The sequence below is a fragment of the Halalkalibacterium halodurans genome (genome assembly GCF_005671335.1).
GTDB lineage: Bacteria > Bacillota > Bacilli > Bacillales > Bacillaceae_D > Halalkalibacterium > Halalkalibacterium halodurans.
Window position 1 is genome coordinate 2,876,218 of sequence record NZ_CP040441.1, and the last position, 14,636, is coordinate 2,890,853.

The following is a 14,636-nucleotide window of genomic DNA, read 5'->3' on the forward strand; positions in this document are numbered from 1 at the left end:
AAAAAGACCGCCCGTCAAAGGCGATCTCTTACTCGGTTATTTAGGTTAAATTGCTTGATTGGTTGACATGGTCGACAATTAGATTAAGTACTTTATCTTCTCCGTGAGTTTCTATCCAACTCTCTAATTCTCCATTTCTGGAGGATTGAGATAATAAGTACCAAAACATCATTAATTTATTGGGATTACTTAAAATCTCGTTTGGAACTTTGACGTTCTTGATCTGCTTCACAATTATCCCTCTCAATCTAAAATTTCTAATTTAGATTCAGCGTCATTTAAATGTCGTGAAAACTCTACTCCCGCACGCGATGCAACAACATCCTCGTGAAGCTGATTGTATAATTTACGCCCAAAGGCATTTTCTACGCTTGAAAGTAGAGCTTTCGCCTCTTTCTTTTCCTCCGTCAGCGCACGGTCTTGGAGTTGGTGATAAGCAGATTTCAACTTAGCCATTTCGGCGGACTCAAGTGGACCTAATCGATCCATTAGTGTCGGCAATTTCCCCAACAATTGTTCGGCAAAGTAAGGGTTATCTATTTTGTCCGCATAATCTGAGATTGATCTGACCACTTCCGACTTCCGCGAAAAGAGTGCATCTAATTCGATTTTTTGTATTGTTTGATCGTTTATTGCAATATCCAGGTCGTGAGGCTTTTTAAGAGGGTTTGCTAGCTCTCTTTTTGCGTTATTTTCGGCTTCAACAACCGCTTGTCGATATTCATTTTTTTCTTTCGCGAGCATTTCCAAAAGCTGTCGTCCCATCGTTTTGTTGAGTTCTTCGATTTTTTGATGTTTGCCCGATTCGGAAAGCATTTTATCCATCAAGATTTCACGTTTAGCATCGTCATAAAGGTCCTTCCAGGCACCAATATTGCTAGTGCTTCTATTTTCGATCTCCATCATTTTTTCTTTTGCTTGTTTCGCTTTTTCGACAAAATTCATCATAGTAAATTCCCCCATATTATTAGTTTTTGATAATACTTGACTACTTTCCTTAGTCGTTTCTCACATTCACGGTCCAAGTCTTCCCATGCTTTTTGATTAATCCGTATTTAACTTTCATCCCCTCTTCGACCGTTTTACTTGCGTCTTGCGCGGCGAAGAAAAGCCGGTGCTTTCAAGGTATTCTAGTTCATCGCCCGTCCCTTTACCGCCCCTCCACACAAACGGCTCATAGCGCCTCTCTTGAAAGCTCTTTAATCTTGGCTTAAACTCGTCTGCCACTCGTCATACTCCCTTTCTAGTTTTTTGATTACGTTCTCCGCCAACTCACCGCCGACAAAGCACCGCACTCTATCGTCATAAGCGCACGCAGCACTCACCGCCGCTTTTAACGCTTCTATTTTCGCGGTCAGTTCCGTCTGCTCCCGGCTCGCCCACCGTTTTAGTGCGACAACTTCGCCCGTTTGCGTGCTAACCTCGAATCCGAGAAAGTAGCAACCGTCCGGCATCGGCTGAGCGCGGTAATTGATGAATGCGGCGCCGTCGGGGTAAAACGGCCGGTAGCCGTCACGCTCAAAGTAGGTCCGGTCAGAACCGTAAGCTCCGTAATGGTCGCGTACTTTATAGATACAATCCAAGGGCGTTCCTCCTTTAATACGACGCAATAGAACGTCAAAAAGCCGTTACTCTACCAAATACACTCGGTAATAAGTAACGTTCTAATATCGCGTGATTTTTCCGTCAAAATTAACTGATTTCCTCTCGAATGCGTAATTCTTGCGGAGACTCACCCTGCGCCCCCTTCCCGTCTCTGACGTTCTCTGTACTTCTTATTCCGTTTACTTGCCTGCTCCAGTCGAACTCTCGGCGCACACTTACGGCAATATTTTTGCGCGTTACTTCTCCGCTCATAAGGATCGCCGCATGAAGCGCAGTAGACGGGCTGGGCATTGCCTGTGATCGCGTTCCAATATCGCGTTTGTAGCGCTTCTTCTGCCGGAAGTACGGCCGTTTCTAAGTAGGAGCACCGTCCTTTTTCGTTGAAATATCGGCACGGTCCGTCGTAATAGAGGCAATCCGTTTCTGTGGCGGCGTTAAAGTTGGCGCAGTGTAGGCGGGCGAGTTTGCGGATTTCTTTTTCTAGGGTCACGTAGTCACCTCCTTTTGAAAATAGAAAAAGCAGCCTCCTTTAGAGAAGCTGCATGACTTGTTTAGCGAAAAGATGCGCCTTTGTCTTTAGTTATAGTGCTTGAATTTTCATATCGCATTCGTCTTCTTGTGCCACATCCATTGCTGATCGTATTACCTCAAAAAACGTTTTTCCGTCGGTTGTTGCAAAATAATTGGATAAATCAGTTACTTTAGGGCTTATATTGTTCCCCCAAGGAGGAGTTTTTGATAAGTCCTCAATATCCCATATCACCTTTTCAGGTGGGAGTTTTGATAGCTCTGCTTCAATCTCTTTTAAATTTTCACGTGCCTCCGGAACATCGCTCCACTTCAACTTACCATGATATAAATCATTCATTAGTAAAGGATATTTCGTCGCCCACCCATCCTTTTCTAAATGATATGAAATTGTCGAAAAAAACGAATGAACAAAATCACCGTGTCCAGCCTCAAAAAAGAAACAATCTACCATAAAACCTACTGTCATATCCGTCACCTCTAATCCATTTTAAAGATAATTTCTCCAACACCGTTTGATCTTTCATTTATTTTGTGTTTAATTTCCCTCAAAACATCCCTCGAGACATTTTGTCCCCTAACATCAATAACTACTGATTGTTTAGTTGTTTGAGGTAAATCATCTACCCGCTTATTTATTTGTTTTGAGACATTTCTTATTAAATTACTTCTACCCGAAGGGGTAGTTACATTATAATTTTTAACTTCTATGCTGTGACCATTGGTATAAAAATCTGGTCGCGAACTATTTCTAGTGCCATGACTTACTTCAAGACCATCCTTAAATGATACCTGATCACGATAGCCGGGATAATCTTTTCCTACATCAATTTCACTCTGTCTCCACGATGGTCTAGTATTCTCTATCCCTCTAGCAACATCATGAGCGTTATCGATATTATTAACTAACCTTGCTCCCCTAGAAGCTCCTTTTACTACCGGTCCACCGATAATTGCAGCACCAGCAAGGGCTCGTTCCCAATCTTCTAGTTCGCGACCAGTAATGAGGTCTTTTCCTATGATCGCTTCAACTCCAGCCTTAATATTACCGACGACTGGGATAAAATCAAGTACAGCAGATCCGGCTTCTTGTCCTATCGAAGCGCTCGAGGTATTTTCTGTTTCATAAATTAGCTCGTAATCCTCACGTAATTCCGGATTGGCCCAGTCGTTGAAAGAACACGCCTGATAGCTTATCATATACGCAGGATTACCTGCTAGCGCCGGATCATGCACACCCGCACTCACCTTACTCGTATCGACTGCTGGCGCTTTCTCATGTAAGGTCGCATTGTTCGCGAAATACCCGCCTACCTCCATGATGCTGACACCCTTCATCGTCACGCCACCAGTAACAGTCCAGTTTAGCACCTGTCGGATCGTCGTTTTTAACTCTTCCATCTTCGTTCGTACTTGGGCCATTAATTCGACACCGGCTTGGTCGAGGTCATATAAGCCTTCTAGCACCGTATCTGCGTGTTTGCGTGCACTATCGACGCTGTTGTATACATCGCCTGTCTGAAGCTTTCCGAGGTGCAAGATGTGGCTGACTTCGGCTGTCGCCTGATTAATCGCTGCCTCTCGTTCCTCTAACGTCTCTTCGTAACGATCGTATGCTTTTGGGAGTTGGTTTTTCCAAAAGACCTCTGACACAGAGCCATTGGAGGCGGGCTCATACTCAGTGATGTTCGCTTTCATCTTTTCGAGTGTCTCGGCATAAGAAATCAGAAAGGCGCGAATGGAGCGGATCGTTGGCAGCTGCACATGGGCATGATTATAGATGACCCCTTGGGCACCTTCACCTTTAAATGCTCCATCCATATTGATGACACGTGTAATTCTTGCTTCTACTTCTTCGAAAACATCTCCATATGATTTTAACACTTTGATGTGCTCATCGAGTTCCGAGAGATGTTGGTTCACATCTAAGAATTTCATGTCTCCCCTCCTTGATAAAGGAAATCTTATCCATATTATCTATCATAAAGTATGGTAAAGAGAGGAGAAATAGGACTTTGATCCTTTATTAGTAGTTGTGTGGAGTAACACGGAACTCGTCGTTAATTTCCCGAATTCGTGCTAACTTGTCCGGAGTTAGGTCGAATTTCCGGACTAACCGTTTGACAATAGGGTCCGTTAGGTTACGCTTGCCATTCTCGATCAGGCTGGCGAGAGACGTTGAAATGTCCAAAAGTAGAGCGTACTCCTCTAAACTGAGCCTGTATACTCGTCGAATGATCTTGAAGTCTTTCGCGGTAATGTGCATTTTAATCCCTCCCCTAAACTAAAAAAGAACCAAACCTATCAGCCTGATTACTTTTTTAACTTTATAGTTAAATCTCATAATTCCCCCACGATTTCAACAGGATTCGCATGCGTGACGAAGGTAAATATAAATGAATTGACTCTCCGTTACGTATACGTGAGCGGTACACCCATTGTAACAAGTCAGACACTGCGAGTAAGTCTTGGTCGACTGTTACCCCGTTATCCTCAAAAAAAGATCTTTCATATGGGTCCATGAATCGATTAAACAAATAAGCCAACGCCCGGCGGTCTGAATAGTCGTTAGTAGCTCGCATATTCAGAGGGATAAACGATTTTTTGTATCCATCGCCACCCAAACGCGACTCTTTCTCTTTTAAGGTGGTCCATAAATTTTCTTTAGCTCTAGATTTAACATGAGTCTTAAAAAAGTTGTATGTGCTTCTCTTTATTTTATCTTGGAGACTACTCGATGCGTTTCTTAACCAACTCGCCCCGAATGCGTTATTGCGATCACCGACATCGTTGAGCCTCCCCTCATACAGGTCAATAAGTTCCATAATTTTCTCGCGCTGTTCATTAAGGGGCTCATATTCAGTTAATTCGAATCGCTCCCCAACTTTTTTGACAGCTTTGTACTCATATTCGATCCCGTGCAAATCATAGTAATAACGCTGAATTTGCGCACTAAATAAATACGTCATTACCGTCACTCTCTCAAATGCTCTAAACACTCGCGGAGGGAAAGCCCACAACAAAAATTTACCGCGAAATTGAAATAAATTACCCGCGAGACAGTATAGGCGAATGTCCTCGAATCTCCCTCCGTCAGTTCCAACGCTCTTCCAAATAACGCGGTTAGTCGTCTCATCAATCTCGATTAAACCCGATTTTAACATCGTCTGGATGTCGATTTCCTTTACTTTGGCCTTTTCGATGACGTTCATTACCTCGTCCAATATCAAAGTATAGCCGGACCCCTCTAATAGATCGATAAGCTCATCGTCCGCCGATTGAAACAGCGAATGAGTAGCCGCAATGTCATAACCGTCCGCAATTAATTCCTTCAGACTACGTAGCTTACGGCCTTCCTCGTTCGCGTTGTTTGGCTCGATAAATTTGCGGGTTTTAACCGTAGTCTTAACGCGTTCAATCTCGGAAAGAAACGGAGTTATATAGATAAACTTCTCGTCGGCTGGCGCCTCTTCAATATGTTGTAAAGCCCATGACGTTTTTCCGCTTCCCATAATCGAGTCAATAATGTTCACTTTCATATTGTACCGTCTCCTCTCATCGTTTACTTTAGCGTAGCGAAGCAATGCTACTCAATACCGTTTTTTTTCGTTTTTTCCTTCTAAGGAACGGAGCTTGAAACCCTTGATATATCAACGTTTTTTTGAAAATCTTACGAATTACTTTCGTAACTTATACGCGAAGTTCCGGGAATGTTTAACATTCACGTTAACTTCTCAAAAGGGCTATCGCCCTGCATTTCGGGGGAAAACCACTCCCTCATGCGAACTATCCTTCTACCGCGGTCATTAATTATGGTTAAAACATTCGCGGCAGTAAGATATGATGACAAGGGAACGTTAGTGACCGCAGTCTGAGGGGCGGTCTTTGCCCCGATATATCACTCTACTCCCTCACCATAATCTCCTCGTAATCCGCGATAATCTTTTCTACTTTTTGGTGTAGAATTTTATTGACAATCAATCCAAAAAAATAATGATTCCCTTATCACTTATATAGCAGACAATTAGAGGAAAAAACAATATTGCCGAAAAAAATCTCTCATATATAAGGGTAACATTTGGACGAAAAAACAATATCCAATTAAAATTTTTTTCATCCACTCCCACACCTATATAGGTAACAATTCGGGAAAAATATAGTACTATCTTGACTATTTATTGTCGTCGGAGCCTCGATAATAACCGGTACATATCGTTAATCGCGTCTCCGTTAGTTACGCGCGTGACGTTCGTGTCATATATCGCGGCGTCTCCGAATACGGATTCGTACTGGCCCGCCTTTGCGGCCTGTTTTCGGAGTGAGTCCGCTTCTCTTTCCGCCTCTTTTAGCGCGCGCTTGACTTCGCGGAGTTCGCGGACGGTCATTTCGTCGACCGTCTTGGTGGCGCCGGTGGACGGAATTGTGTGCGGCTCCGTTACGAATTGTTCGCGGTCGATTTCGGGTGGTAACTGTATTAATTCAAATATTTTCGATGAGCCAATTCGGACGACGTCGTCCGTTTTAAACTCTTCCGCAACCTGCATAAGACGCCGCGCCTGTCTATCCGTGAAACTAACTTTTTCTTCGAGCCACTTTCCGAACTCTCCGTGAGCAAGATCGTTCTCCTTAACGTGCTTCAACCGCCTCCCAATCTCAAAGATAGCGTTGCCCGCGATCTGTTTGTACGAGTTGATTTCGGCGGTGATGATGGTGAGGTCGGTCGATAGTTCGGTGGGCGGTGCGTTTGTTACCTGATTCATCTCATCTCCTCCTCTGCGAATAATCTTTTATTATTAAAATCTTTCGCGGCTAATGAATAGATGACGAGTGAGTGTAAACGAACGAAGTCTGAGGGAAGCGTTAGCGACCGAATAATGTTTCTTTAGTTAAAGATAGTTTAGTTAATAAAGAGTTTAGTTCCCCTTACTCTCCTGATAGGGTCACCCTTATTCATTTGAGAGGGGTGCCCTTACTCATTTGATACCCTCTCTCCCTTAAATAATTTAAAAAACTTGTTGACTTACAGAACGTATGTTCGTATAATAAGTTCAGAGGCACACCAAATAGCCCGACCAAGTCAGGTTTTTTTTGAGCGGAGCCAGCGGACACGCCCGCCAATGCGCGTCCTGCTCCGTTTGATCCCCCGGTGTTTGCAGCCACCGGGTTGTTGTCGGGTACCGCAGCCAAATCCCGTCGTAACGGTACGGTACACCGACAAAGGTTGCGCCAACAACCTTGGCAATGGTTCTTTTGGGTATGCGTTGAGACCGCCATCGTCTCCGTACTCCCTCCTCGGCCACCCACGGCCAATTCATCGGGGGGTGATTCCGCCTATAACAGTCGATCGACGCGCAAAACTTCGTCGCTTTCAGGGGGATAGGCCTTTTTAAGGAAGTCGAACATGGTAACGTCGTGCAAAAGTTCATGGACGCGCTGGATAAAGTCAGCCGTAAACACGGACTTGTCAGCGGATCGCGCCAAGTAGATCGCGCCGCGGTTAGACACGTCGTATACGTCACCGTGATGGGTATAAATATACTCGGAAACCATAAGCGTATCATTGTCGGGATAGTAAACCATTTTGCCGCGAGGATCTAAATAACCCGGGAACCGGTAAACAGAATATGAGCCGTCGCACTCCGGCAAAACGTGCTGGACCGTAACCTTAATTAGCTTGCTACACATGGCGCAACCTCCTCCGTTAAATCAAACTCGGACAAAATTTCGAGGTCGACGTACACGCCGCCCATTAATGCATTAGGCGCGACAAAGCCGGTTGAGACGAAGAATGCGTTAAAATCTTCCGTTAAGATGAAACGTTGCTGGCCGGTTAGGACGGCGGTGACGATGTAGCCGCCTGTTACTGCGCGGTATCCAATAAATTCACTTTTCATTTTTGATTGCCTCCTTGATAATGATAACGTATTGAGTTATTAACTTTATGAGTTAATATTAACCCCTTTAGTTATTAACGTCAAGAGTTAATATGATAAAATTTAAAAAAATATATTTTGGAGGTAATTATGATTGTTATAAAGCTTGGTGAATTATTAGACAAGCGGGGCATCACTATGTACCAGTTAGGTAAAATGACCGGAGTTCGTCCAAATACAATAAGTCAATGGGTCAATGACGCAGAGCTTCAAAGAGAAGGTAAAGGAGTCCGTTCTATAACACGAGAAACTTTAGAGGCTTTTTGTGAGGCATTAGAATGTGATGTTAGCGATTTAATTGAATATAGAGATAAATCTTAAAGACACGGCCCGAATCCCACATACGGGAATTTAACGACACGAAAAAACGCCCCACCGAAGCAGAGCAAATAAAACTTAATCAGCAATCGTGAAAGTATAATTGAAATTTTCATAGTCTCTATGGTCCGAATCAGGGTTGAGGTGATGCGACCAATCCAAACTAATTTCTTTAATATCGTCTACATCACTAAAACTGCGTTTCCATACAAAAAATCCGGAGAATGTATCACCTTTCCTTTCTAATTCGTGACTACCATCCTCAAAAGAATATACACTATCTAAGGCACTGATTTCTTCACCGGTACTTAATGTTATTCTTGCTAGGTCGGGGTATACCGTAAATTTGTTATGTGATTTATTTAAGTAATTCACTTTAATAGCAATATACGGGTCGGAATCGGAAGAAAGATATATTTTATCTAAATTAACGTCCAATCCTTCAAAATTATACTCCACATCCGCGTCAATACTGTAAATCCAAATCTCACTATCCTCATTGAATCTTCTTTCCATTTCTTCCGAGTCTTTGGAATATGTATCATCAGTTGATTCATCATTCGTAGACTCTTCCTTGGTTGATGTTGTTTCTTGTTGACATCCCGTAAGAATAATCGAGGTCAAAAATACACCCGTTAGTAACTTTTTAACAAAATCCACTTTTATCCCCCTTTGTATATGTATAGCAAAATTGTAACCTTATTTACCGTACTTTTCCACAAAAAAGACCACTAGCTCGATTCGGGCGCTAAATCATCCGATTTTTTCGACCTTTAACCAATCGTAAAACGGTCCGCCCGACAATACTTCCCTACGCCTTTGAGCGGTCAGTACGCGATGCAAACCCGCATAAAAGTAGCCGTTAAAAGAGCCACGTATCTTACGCCGCTTTAACGCAAAGACAGACGTTTTAAACGTTTGTATGACGATCGCCAAAACGTCCTCTAATGGGCTTTCTAGCGCGCTATTTTTGTACGCTAATAGGACACGCCCCCATAGTGTATAAATATCGTTAGCCGCAGGAAAAAATGGACATACAGTACGTTTAAATTCATCCGGTATGTAATCAGGACAATAGGAGGCGTCGAGCTGGTCGCCATCCTTTACGTAAGTATTTTGATTATATTTTAAGGTTTCTTCTTTTTCATTTTCTGGTGAAGCCGTTGACTCCGTTGGATTTCCCGCTTCCGATCGACTGGACATTTCCGCCTGGACATCTTTTATCACGCATATATCGTAACCGCGTCCCCCTTTATCGCGAATCGTCGGTATTCGTTCAATGATGCCGCATTCTTGCAACGTTTTAAGCGCACGGCGGACGGTCTTTTCCGACTTTTCGACCGCTGACGCTATAGTGGCGCATTTAAGCCAACTAACGCCCGGTATGACGCATGAGTAGCGCGAGATTAACTTCAAGACTGCAACGGCCGTCCCGTTTAGTTTGTCCGCATTATAATAAAGTGCATAACGTACAGCTTCGTTTAAATCGTCAATCGACGCAAACGAGCGGTAACGACGATAATCATCGTAATACATGCGATTGCCTCCCCTCGAAAAGAAAGACACGCGTCCCGCCCACTTAACCTTGTCACCGCGCAGATAACACGGTATAATAAAGTTACTGAATTGTTTGTTTGGGCGGGCTATTCATCTGTTGGCGCAGATGGGTGGCCTTCTTCACGTTTTTATAGGTTTTTTAGTGGACTGTACTTTCGATGCTTGTCCAAAATATCTGTACTAAAGAGTCTTACGTATTTTTTAGTCATATCTAAAGTGGAATGGCCCATAATTTGCATTAGACTAAATGCGTCGCCACCATTCAGAATGTAAAACTTCGCGAATGTGTGTCTTAATGTGTGCGGAGAACACCGAACACCCTTAACTCCCGCCTTTTTACCCAACTCGCTTAATATATAGCGGAAGCTGCTTCTTCCTAACGGTTGGCCGTATAGATTACAAAAAATAAATTCACTCATGCCACCATGTATCCGTATAAACTGTTTTAATTCGTTTTTAAGACGTTCTGACATCGGTACATAACGATTCAGATTGCTTTTGGTATTCCGCAGATATATTCTACTTTCCGCAAATAAAATATCGTCCGGCGTCACTCCAAGAGCTTCACTTATCCTTGCGCCCGTGTCCAACAGGAATAGTATTAGGACATAATCTCGCAAGCCCGTGAAATTCCTCCTGTCAATTATCTTCAAAATGCTTGTAATTTGACTCGCAGTAAACGTGTGTATCTCAGGCTCCTTACCGCTAATTTGCTTCCAATCCGTAGCTGGATTATTCGCAATATACTTTACATCCGCGCAATAAAACATAAACGCACGGATCGCCCGTATTTTTGCGTTTATCCCGCCTACCTTATTACCTCTTTGTTCGCGGAGATAGACGATAAACTCGTCAAGCAACTTACGGTCAATCTCGGCGACTTTTTTAATCCCGTCTTTCTGCGCGATCATGAACCGTCTAAACACTCCGAGTTCCTTGCGATAGTATTCAATCGTGCTTTCCCGCGTACCCGTCCGCAACCGATCGTTGCAGAAATCGTCTACTGCATCGTCAAAACTAACGTCTTTCATTCCGTCGTAAGACGTAATCGACTGAAACACATCCGCATCTAGCCTATTTTTACGCAACAAAAAAACGCCCCCCTTCCGTTAGAAAGAGAGACGTTTCGTCCCGTGAGACTTTTTCCGCTTAGTCTTGCGTTAAACTATCGTAAAAACGGCCGTAACCGTTGGTATATATGTAGATGGCGCGCCTAGCAGGATTCGAACCCACAACGCGAGAACCGGAATCTCGTGTGATATCCCTTTCACCATAGGCGCGCGTATTGAACGACATATATTAATATAAAGGATAAGGGAGAACTTGTCAAGATTTCTCCCTTAATTATTATCCTTTCTGTGCAGGCGTTCCTTCTTCAAACATTTGATTGAAACGTTCGTTCACATCTTCTTCATTATAACCGAGTGCTCCAAGACGTCCGCCTAAATTTTTTGCCCAAAGTTGAAGTCGTTGAACAATTTTCCGATATTTTTTTGCTTCACTTCCCTTTGATTCTTTCGCCCGTTCATCGGCGTTGGACATGATGTTTTCCACGATAAACAACGCTTTCCAAAGCATACCTTCATCAAAGGATTCATGTGAGTCACCGAGTTCTTTTACCACTTTTTTATAGAAATCATCAAATTCTTTAAACGAAATTTCTTCATCCATGTTTAAATATACTTGCAGTTGATCATATAACGCTTGCATGGAACACGCTCCTTTACTAAATTCTTCGTTATTATAACACAAATACAGACAAGGTTCATTTTCTCTTTATTATGGTCGAAAAGAAGCATTTTGTTGAGAGATTGATAGAAAATCTCCGATGTTTCTATGATTCCGTCGCAACATCTTGTATAATTCGATTATAGAAATAACTGGTTTTGGAGGGATGATTATGAACAAAAGGGGATGCTTATTGTTTTTATTGCTCATACTTATGACGGCTCTCTTAACTGCATGTAGCAACTCTACTGAACCGTCTAGTAGTAAAGAAGAGGAGACGGGTGAAAACTTGCAGGAAACAGGTGGAAACTTACAGATTGGCGTCATGAACGACCCGGTTTCGCTCGACCCTCACGGCGCAAATGAGAATGTTTCAAACTCAATCAATTCGAACATGTACGACAGACTCGTCTACTTAGACAAAAACTTAGAAATTGCCCCTGGATTAGCAGAAAGCCTTGTGCAAATCGGAGAGACAACGTGGGAAGCATCAATACGAAAAGACGTTCAATTCCATGACGGTTCTCAATTAAATGCTGAGGTTGTAAAGGCAAACTTCGATCGGATTCGTGATCCAGAAATCGGTTCCCCTGTCGCCTTTTTATTTAACATGATTACCGAAGTGAAAGTCATTGACGACTATACTGTTCATTTTGAGACCGAATTCCCTTTTGCCCCTCTACCGTCTCATCTCGCCCATCCTGGTGGTAGCATTATTAGTATGGGTTCCATTGAAGCGTCCTACGAAGCGCTAGAGAAAGGTGAAGATGCCTTTACGCCCACAAATGAGCGCCCTATTGGGACAGGCTATTTTAAGTTTGAAGACCGAACTCCAGGGCAGTCGGTGACCTTAAGCCGCCATGAGAACTATTGGGGAGATGAACTGGCAAAGGTAGATACGGTTACATTTCAAGTGATTCCTGAAGATTTGACCCGGATTGCAGAACTCGAAACAGGTGGGATTCATCTTACCTACCCTGTAAACCCTAGCGACGCTGAACGTATCGAAAATGGACCTGATACCTATTTAGAGCAAGCGAATAGTACACGTATGGTTTATTTAGGATTTAACACGGAAGTAGAACCTTTCGATGATCCGAAGGTACGTCAAGCGATCCATATGGCCATCGATAAGGATGGGATTCTCGATGGGGTTGTGAGCGGAATTGGGATTCGCGCAGATGGCCCTATCGCCCCCGACGTGTTTGGATTCAGTGAGCAAATCGACAAAATCACCTTTGATCGAGAAATGGCTAAAGATTTATTAGCTGAAGCCGGATATCCTGATGGCTTCTCCACTACGTTATTAACCGATGATGACAGAGAACGCCAAGATTTAGCGGAGATGATTCAATACCAACTATCTGAGATAGGCATCGACGTCTCCATCGATATGTTTGAATTTGGAACGTATCTTGAACGGGCTGGAAACGGGGAGTCTGAACTGTTTCTCGGCAGCTGGGGAACTGTGACAATGGACGGAGATTATGGCTTATATCCCGTCTTCCACTCCTCAAACAAAGGATCTGCCGGCAATCGTTCGTTCATTGAACACGATGAGCTTGATCAACTACTTGATAATGCGCGTCAAGCAACCGACGAAGAGGAGCGCTTAGAGCTCTATCGAAAAGCGCAAAATGTACTTGTGGAGCAATCACCTTATGCCTATCTCTACTACCCTGATTCCATTGCCGGAGTACGAAACGAAGTAGAAGGATTTTTCCAATACCCGAGCGGCTTTTACTTTTTACGTGATGTTACGCTAAAGAAAGAGTAAAGGCTTGTTCGATCATACAACATTGAAGCACATCTCCTATGTTAGGGGATGTGCTTTCCCTAAATCACACCGTTCGGAATCGGTAAGTTGTCGTCGACAGGTACTCCTCACCTTCTTCCAGCACAATTGACGGCAAGTCGGGATGATGGATGGCATCAGGAAACCCTTGTGTTTCCAAGCAAAGAGCTAAATATTTTCGCGATCTGACCCCACGAATCGGAACCCCTTCTTGAAGCGCATTCCCAGTATAAAGGACCACACACGGCTCGGTCGTTTCCATTTCCAAGCAACGCCCACTTTCTTCATCTACCAAACGGATTTCTTGCTGCAGGTTTGTATCAAGCTTAAATGGATGGTCGTATCCATTACCGACAATGACATTTTGCTCATATGTCGCTTTCGTCCCATCGATAATTTTTCGACCGTTACGAAAATCAAATGGGGTGTCTACTACGTCTAGCACCGTTCCCGTCGGTAGCAACTGATCATTAAGCTGCAAAAATTGGGAACTTTTCAGCGTCAATTCATGCTCTAAAATGTCTCGTTTGAGATTCCCACTTAAATTAAAGTACGAATGATTGGTGACGTTTACTAACGTTTTTTGATCCGCTTTTCCGCTGTACATCACTTTTAACTCATTGTCGTTATTGAGCATATAACGCACGCTCATGGAAAGAGTGCCCGGGTATCCTTCTTCTCCATCACGGCTAATATAGGAAAATTCGACGCCAACTTCGTCCTGTGAGTCGATCGTCTCCCCTTTCCAAACAACTTTATCAAATCCTTTTTCTCCGCCATGAAGGTGGTTTTCTCCTTCATTGTTAGCGAGTGTATAGGATTGGTTGTCTAACATAAATTCACCGTTGGCAATTCGACCTGCGACTCGGCCAATGACCGCTCCGAAATATTGAGAGTGCTTTTCATAATCATCCATACGGTCAAATCCAAGGACGATGTTCTCTAGATTCCCATGACGATCGGGGGTTTTAAGCTCTGTAATGATACAACCATATTCGATGCATGTAACTTCCATCCCGTGGTCGTTTGTCATCGTAAATGCGCGAACGCTTTCACCGTTTGTTTCGGCAAAAATTCGTGTTGTTATTTGCATGTCTCCACCTCATAAATTAAAAATATCCCTCTTACATTTCCACACTGGAACACTGAAACCCTTTTCATTTGCTGAAAAC

16 protein-coding genes and 1 tRNA gene are annotated in these 14,636 nt (G+C 43.3%); 2 read left to right on the forward strand and 15 right to left on the reverse strand.

Annotation, left to right across the window (positions count from 1 at the left end; all coding sequences use genetic code 11):
* Positions 1–243 precede the first annotated feature (243 nt).
* The 9 genes from FED51_RS13900 to FED51_RS13940 all read right to left on the reverse strand — a co-directional run bounded on the left by FED51_RS13900 (position 244) and on the right by FED51_RS13940 (position 8,027).
* The gene (locus tag FED51_RS13900; RefSeq protein ID WP_053430747.1) at positions 244–948 is read right to left on the reverse strand and encodes a hypothetical protein; all 705 of its coding nucleotides are present in this window, start codon (positions 946–948) and stop codon (positions 244–246) included.
* 251 nt (positions 949–1,199) lie between these two features.
* Complete coding sequence (locus tag FED51_RS13905) at positions 1,200–1,583, reverse strand: hypothetical protein (RefSeq protein ID WP_053430746.1); 384 nt, start codon at positions 1,581–1,583, stop codon at positions 1,200–1,202.
* Between the two features lie 602 nt (positions 1,584–2,185).
* Positions 2,186–2,602, reverse strand: a complete 417-nt coding sequence (locus FED51_RS13910) for an immunity 70 family protein (RefSeq protein ID WP_053430744.1) — start codon at positions 2,600–2,602, stop codon at positions 2,186–2,188.
* Between the two features lie 11 nt (positions 2,603–2,613).
* Entirely contained in the window at positions 2,614–4,071 is a 1,458-nt protein-coding gene (locus FED51_RS21410; protein WP_233443837.1) for a T7SS effector LXG polymorphic toxin, read from the reverse strand.
* Between the two features lie 88 nt (positions 4,072–4,159).
* Entirely contained in the window at positions 4,160–4,399 is a 240-nt protein-coding gene (locus FED51_RS21760; protein WP_053430742.1) for a helix-turn-helix domain-containing protein, read from the reverse strand.
* Positions 4,400–4,466: 67 nt separating this feature from the next.
* Positions 4,467–5,672, reverse strand: a complete 1,206-nt coding sequence (locus FED51_RS13925) for a hypothetical protein (RefSeq protein ID WP_053430741.1) — start codon at positions 5,670–5,672, stop codon at positions 4,467–4,469.
* Positions 5,673–6,308: 636 nt separating this feature from the next.
* Positions 6,309–6,893 (reverse strand): DUF3102 domain-containing protein, encoded by a 585-nt coding sequence (locus FED51_RS13930; protein WP_083445486.1) that lies wholly within the window; start codon positions 6,891–6,893, stop codon positions 6,309–6,311.
* Positions 6,894–7,464: 571 nt separating this feature from the next.
* Positions 7,465–7,818, reverse strand: a complete 354-nt coding sequence (locus tag FED51_RS13935; protein WP_053430739.1) for a hypothetical protein — start codon at positions 7,816–7,818, stop codon at positions 7,465–7,467.
* Complete coding sequence (locus tag FED51_RS13940) at positions 7,803–8,027, reverse strand: hypothetical protein (RefSeq protein ID WP_053430738.1); 225 nt, start codon at positions 8,025–8,027, stop codon at positions 7,803–7,805. Before FED51_RS13940 ends, FED51_RS13935 begins: the two co-directional genes overlap by 16 nt.
* 129 nt (positions 8,028–8,156) lie before the next feature.
* Between FED51_RS13940 and FED51_RS13945 the strand changes: the two genes are divergently transcribed.
* A complete protein-coding gene (locus FED51_RS13945) occupies positions 8,157–8,387 on the forward strand; it encodes a helix-turn-helix domain-containing protein (protein ID WP_053430737.1) in 231 nt (76 codons plus the stop codon).
* Positions 8,388–8,462: 75 nt separating this feature from the next.
* On the opposite strand, the gene FED51_RS13950 is transcribed toward FED51_RS13945, so the two are convergent.
* From FED51_RS13950 to FED51_RS13970, 5 genes are all read right to left on the reverse strand, one after another.
* Complete coding sequence (locus FED51_RS13950; RefSeq protein WP_053430736.1) at positions 8,463–9,044, reverse strand: hypothetical protein; 582 nt, start codon at positions 9,042–9,044, stop codon at positions 8,463–8,465.
* A gap of 93 nt (positions 9,045–9,137) precedes the next feature.
* A complete protein-coding gene (locus FED51_RS13955) occupies positions 9,138–9,920 on the reverse strand; it encodes a helix-turn-helix domain-containing protein (protein ID WP_053430735.1) in 783 nt (260 codons plus the stop codon).
* Between the two features lie 149 nt (positions 9,921–10,069).
* Positions 10,070–11,032 carry a tyrosine-type recombinase/integrase gene (locus FED51_RS13960; protein WP_053430734.1) on the reverse strand — a complete coding sequence of 321 codons (963 nt, stop codon included), beginning with the start codon at positions 11,030–11,032 and terminating at the stop codon, positions 10,070–10,072.
* A gap of 114 nt (positions 11,033–11,146) precedes the next feature.
* Positions 11,147–11,221: transfer RNA gene (locus FED51_RS13965), tRNA-Arg, on the reverse strand.
* Positions 11,222–11,288: 67 nt separating this feature from the next.
* Positions 11,289–11,651 (reverse strand): hypothetical protein, encoded by a 363-nt coding sequence (locus tag FED51_RS13970; RefSeq protein WP_053430733.1) that lies wholly within the window; start codon positions 11,649–11,651, stop codon positions 11,289–11,291.
* A gap of 190 nt (positions 11,652–11,841) precedes the next feature.
* Between FED51_RS13970 and FED51_RS13975 the strand changes: the two genes are divergently transcribed.
* The gene (locus FED51_RS13975) at positions 11,842–13,446 is read left to right on the forward strand and encodes a glutathione ABC transporter substrate-binding protein (protein ID WP_083445485.1); all 1,605 of its coding nucleotides are present in this window, start codon (positions 11,842–11,844) and stop codon (positions 13,444–13,446) included.
* A 64-nt stretch (positions 13,447–13,510) separates the two neighbouring features.
* Here FED51_RS13975 and FED51_RS13980 read toward each other — a convergent pair whose 3' ends face one another.
* The gene (locus FED51_RS13980; protein WP_053430731.1) at positions 13,511–14,557 is read right to left on the reverse strand and encodes an aldose epimerase family protein; all 1,047 of its coding nucleotides are present in this window, start codon (positions 14,555–14,557) and stop codon (positions 13,511–13,513) included.
* Positions 14,558–14,636: the final 79 nt, after the last annotated feature.

What these genes read in the sequence shown, in the direction of transcription:
- FED51_RS13900 (WP_053430747.1), bottom strand. Translation starts at nt 948, where the DNA reads ATGATGAATTTTGTCGAAAAAGCGAAACAAGCAAAAGAAAAAATGATG.
- FED51_RS13910 (WP_053430744.1), bottom strand. Translation starts at nt 2,602, where the DNA reads ATGACAGTAGGTTTTATGGTAGATTGTTTCTTTTTTGAGGCTGGACAC.
- FED51_RS21410 (WP_233443837.1), bottom strand. Translation starts at nt 4,071, where the DNA reads ATGAAATTCTTAGATGTGAACCAACATCTCTCGGAACTCGATGAGCAC.
- FED51_RS21760 (WP_053430742.1), bottom strand. Translation starts at nt 4,399, where the DNA reads ATGCACATTACCGCGAAAGACTTCAAGATCATTCGACGAGTATACAGG.
- FED51_RS13925 (WP_053430741.1), bottom strand. Translation starts at nt 5,672, where the DNA reads ATGAAAGTGAACATTATTGACTCGATTATGGGAAGCGGAAAAACGTCA.
- FED51_RS13930 (WP_083445486.1), bottom strand. Translation starts at nt 6,893, where the DNA reads ATGAATCAGGTAACAAACGCACCGCCCACCGAACTATCGACCGACCTC.
- FED51_RS13935 (WP_053430739.1), bottom strand. Translation starts at nt 7,818, where the DNA reads ATGTGTAGCAAGCTAATTAAGGTTACGGTCCAGCACGTTTTGCCGGAG.
- FED51_RS13940 (WP_053430738.1), bottom strand. Translation starts at nt 8,027, where the DNA reads ATGAAAAGTGAATTTATTGGATACCGCGCAGTAACAGGCGGCTACATC.
- FED51_RS13945 (WP_053430737.1), top strand. Translation starts at nt 8,157, where the DNA reads ATGATTGTTATAAAGCTTGGTGAATTATTAGACAAGCGGGGCATCACT.
- FED51_RS13955 (WP_053430735.1), bottom strand. Translation starts at nt 9,920, where the DNA reads ATGTATTACGATGATTATCGTCGTTACCGCTCGTTTGCGTCGATTGAC.
- FED51_RS13970 (WP_053430733.1), bottom strand. Translation starts at nt 11,651, where the DNA reads ATGCAAGCGTTATATGATCAACTGCAAGTATATTTAAACATGGATGAA.
- FED51_RS13975 (WP_083445485.1), top strand. Translation starts at nt 11,842, where the DNA reads ATGAACAAAAGGGGATGCTTATTGTTTTTATTGCTCATACTTATGACG.
- FED51_RS13980 (WP_053430731.1), bottom strand. Translation starts at nt 14,557, where the DNA reads ATGCAAATAACAACACGAATTTTTGCCGAAACAAACGGTGAAAGCGTT.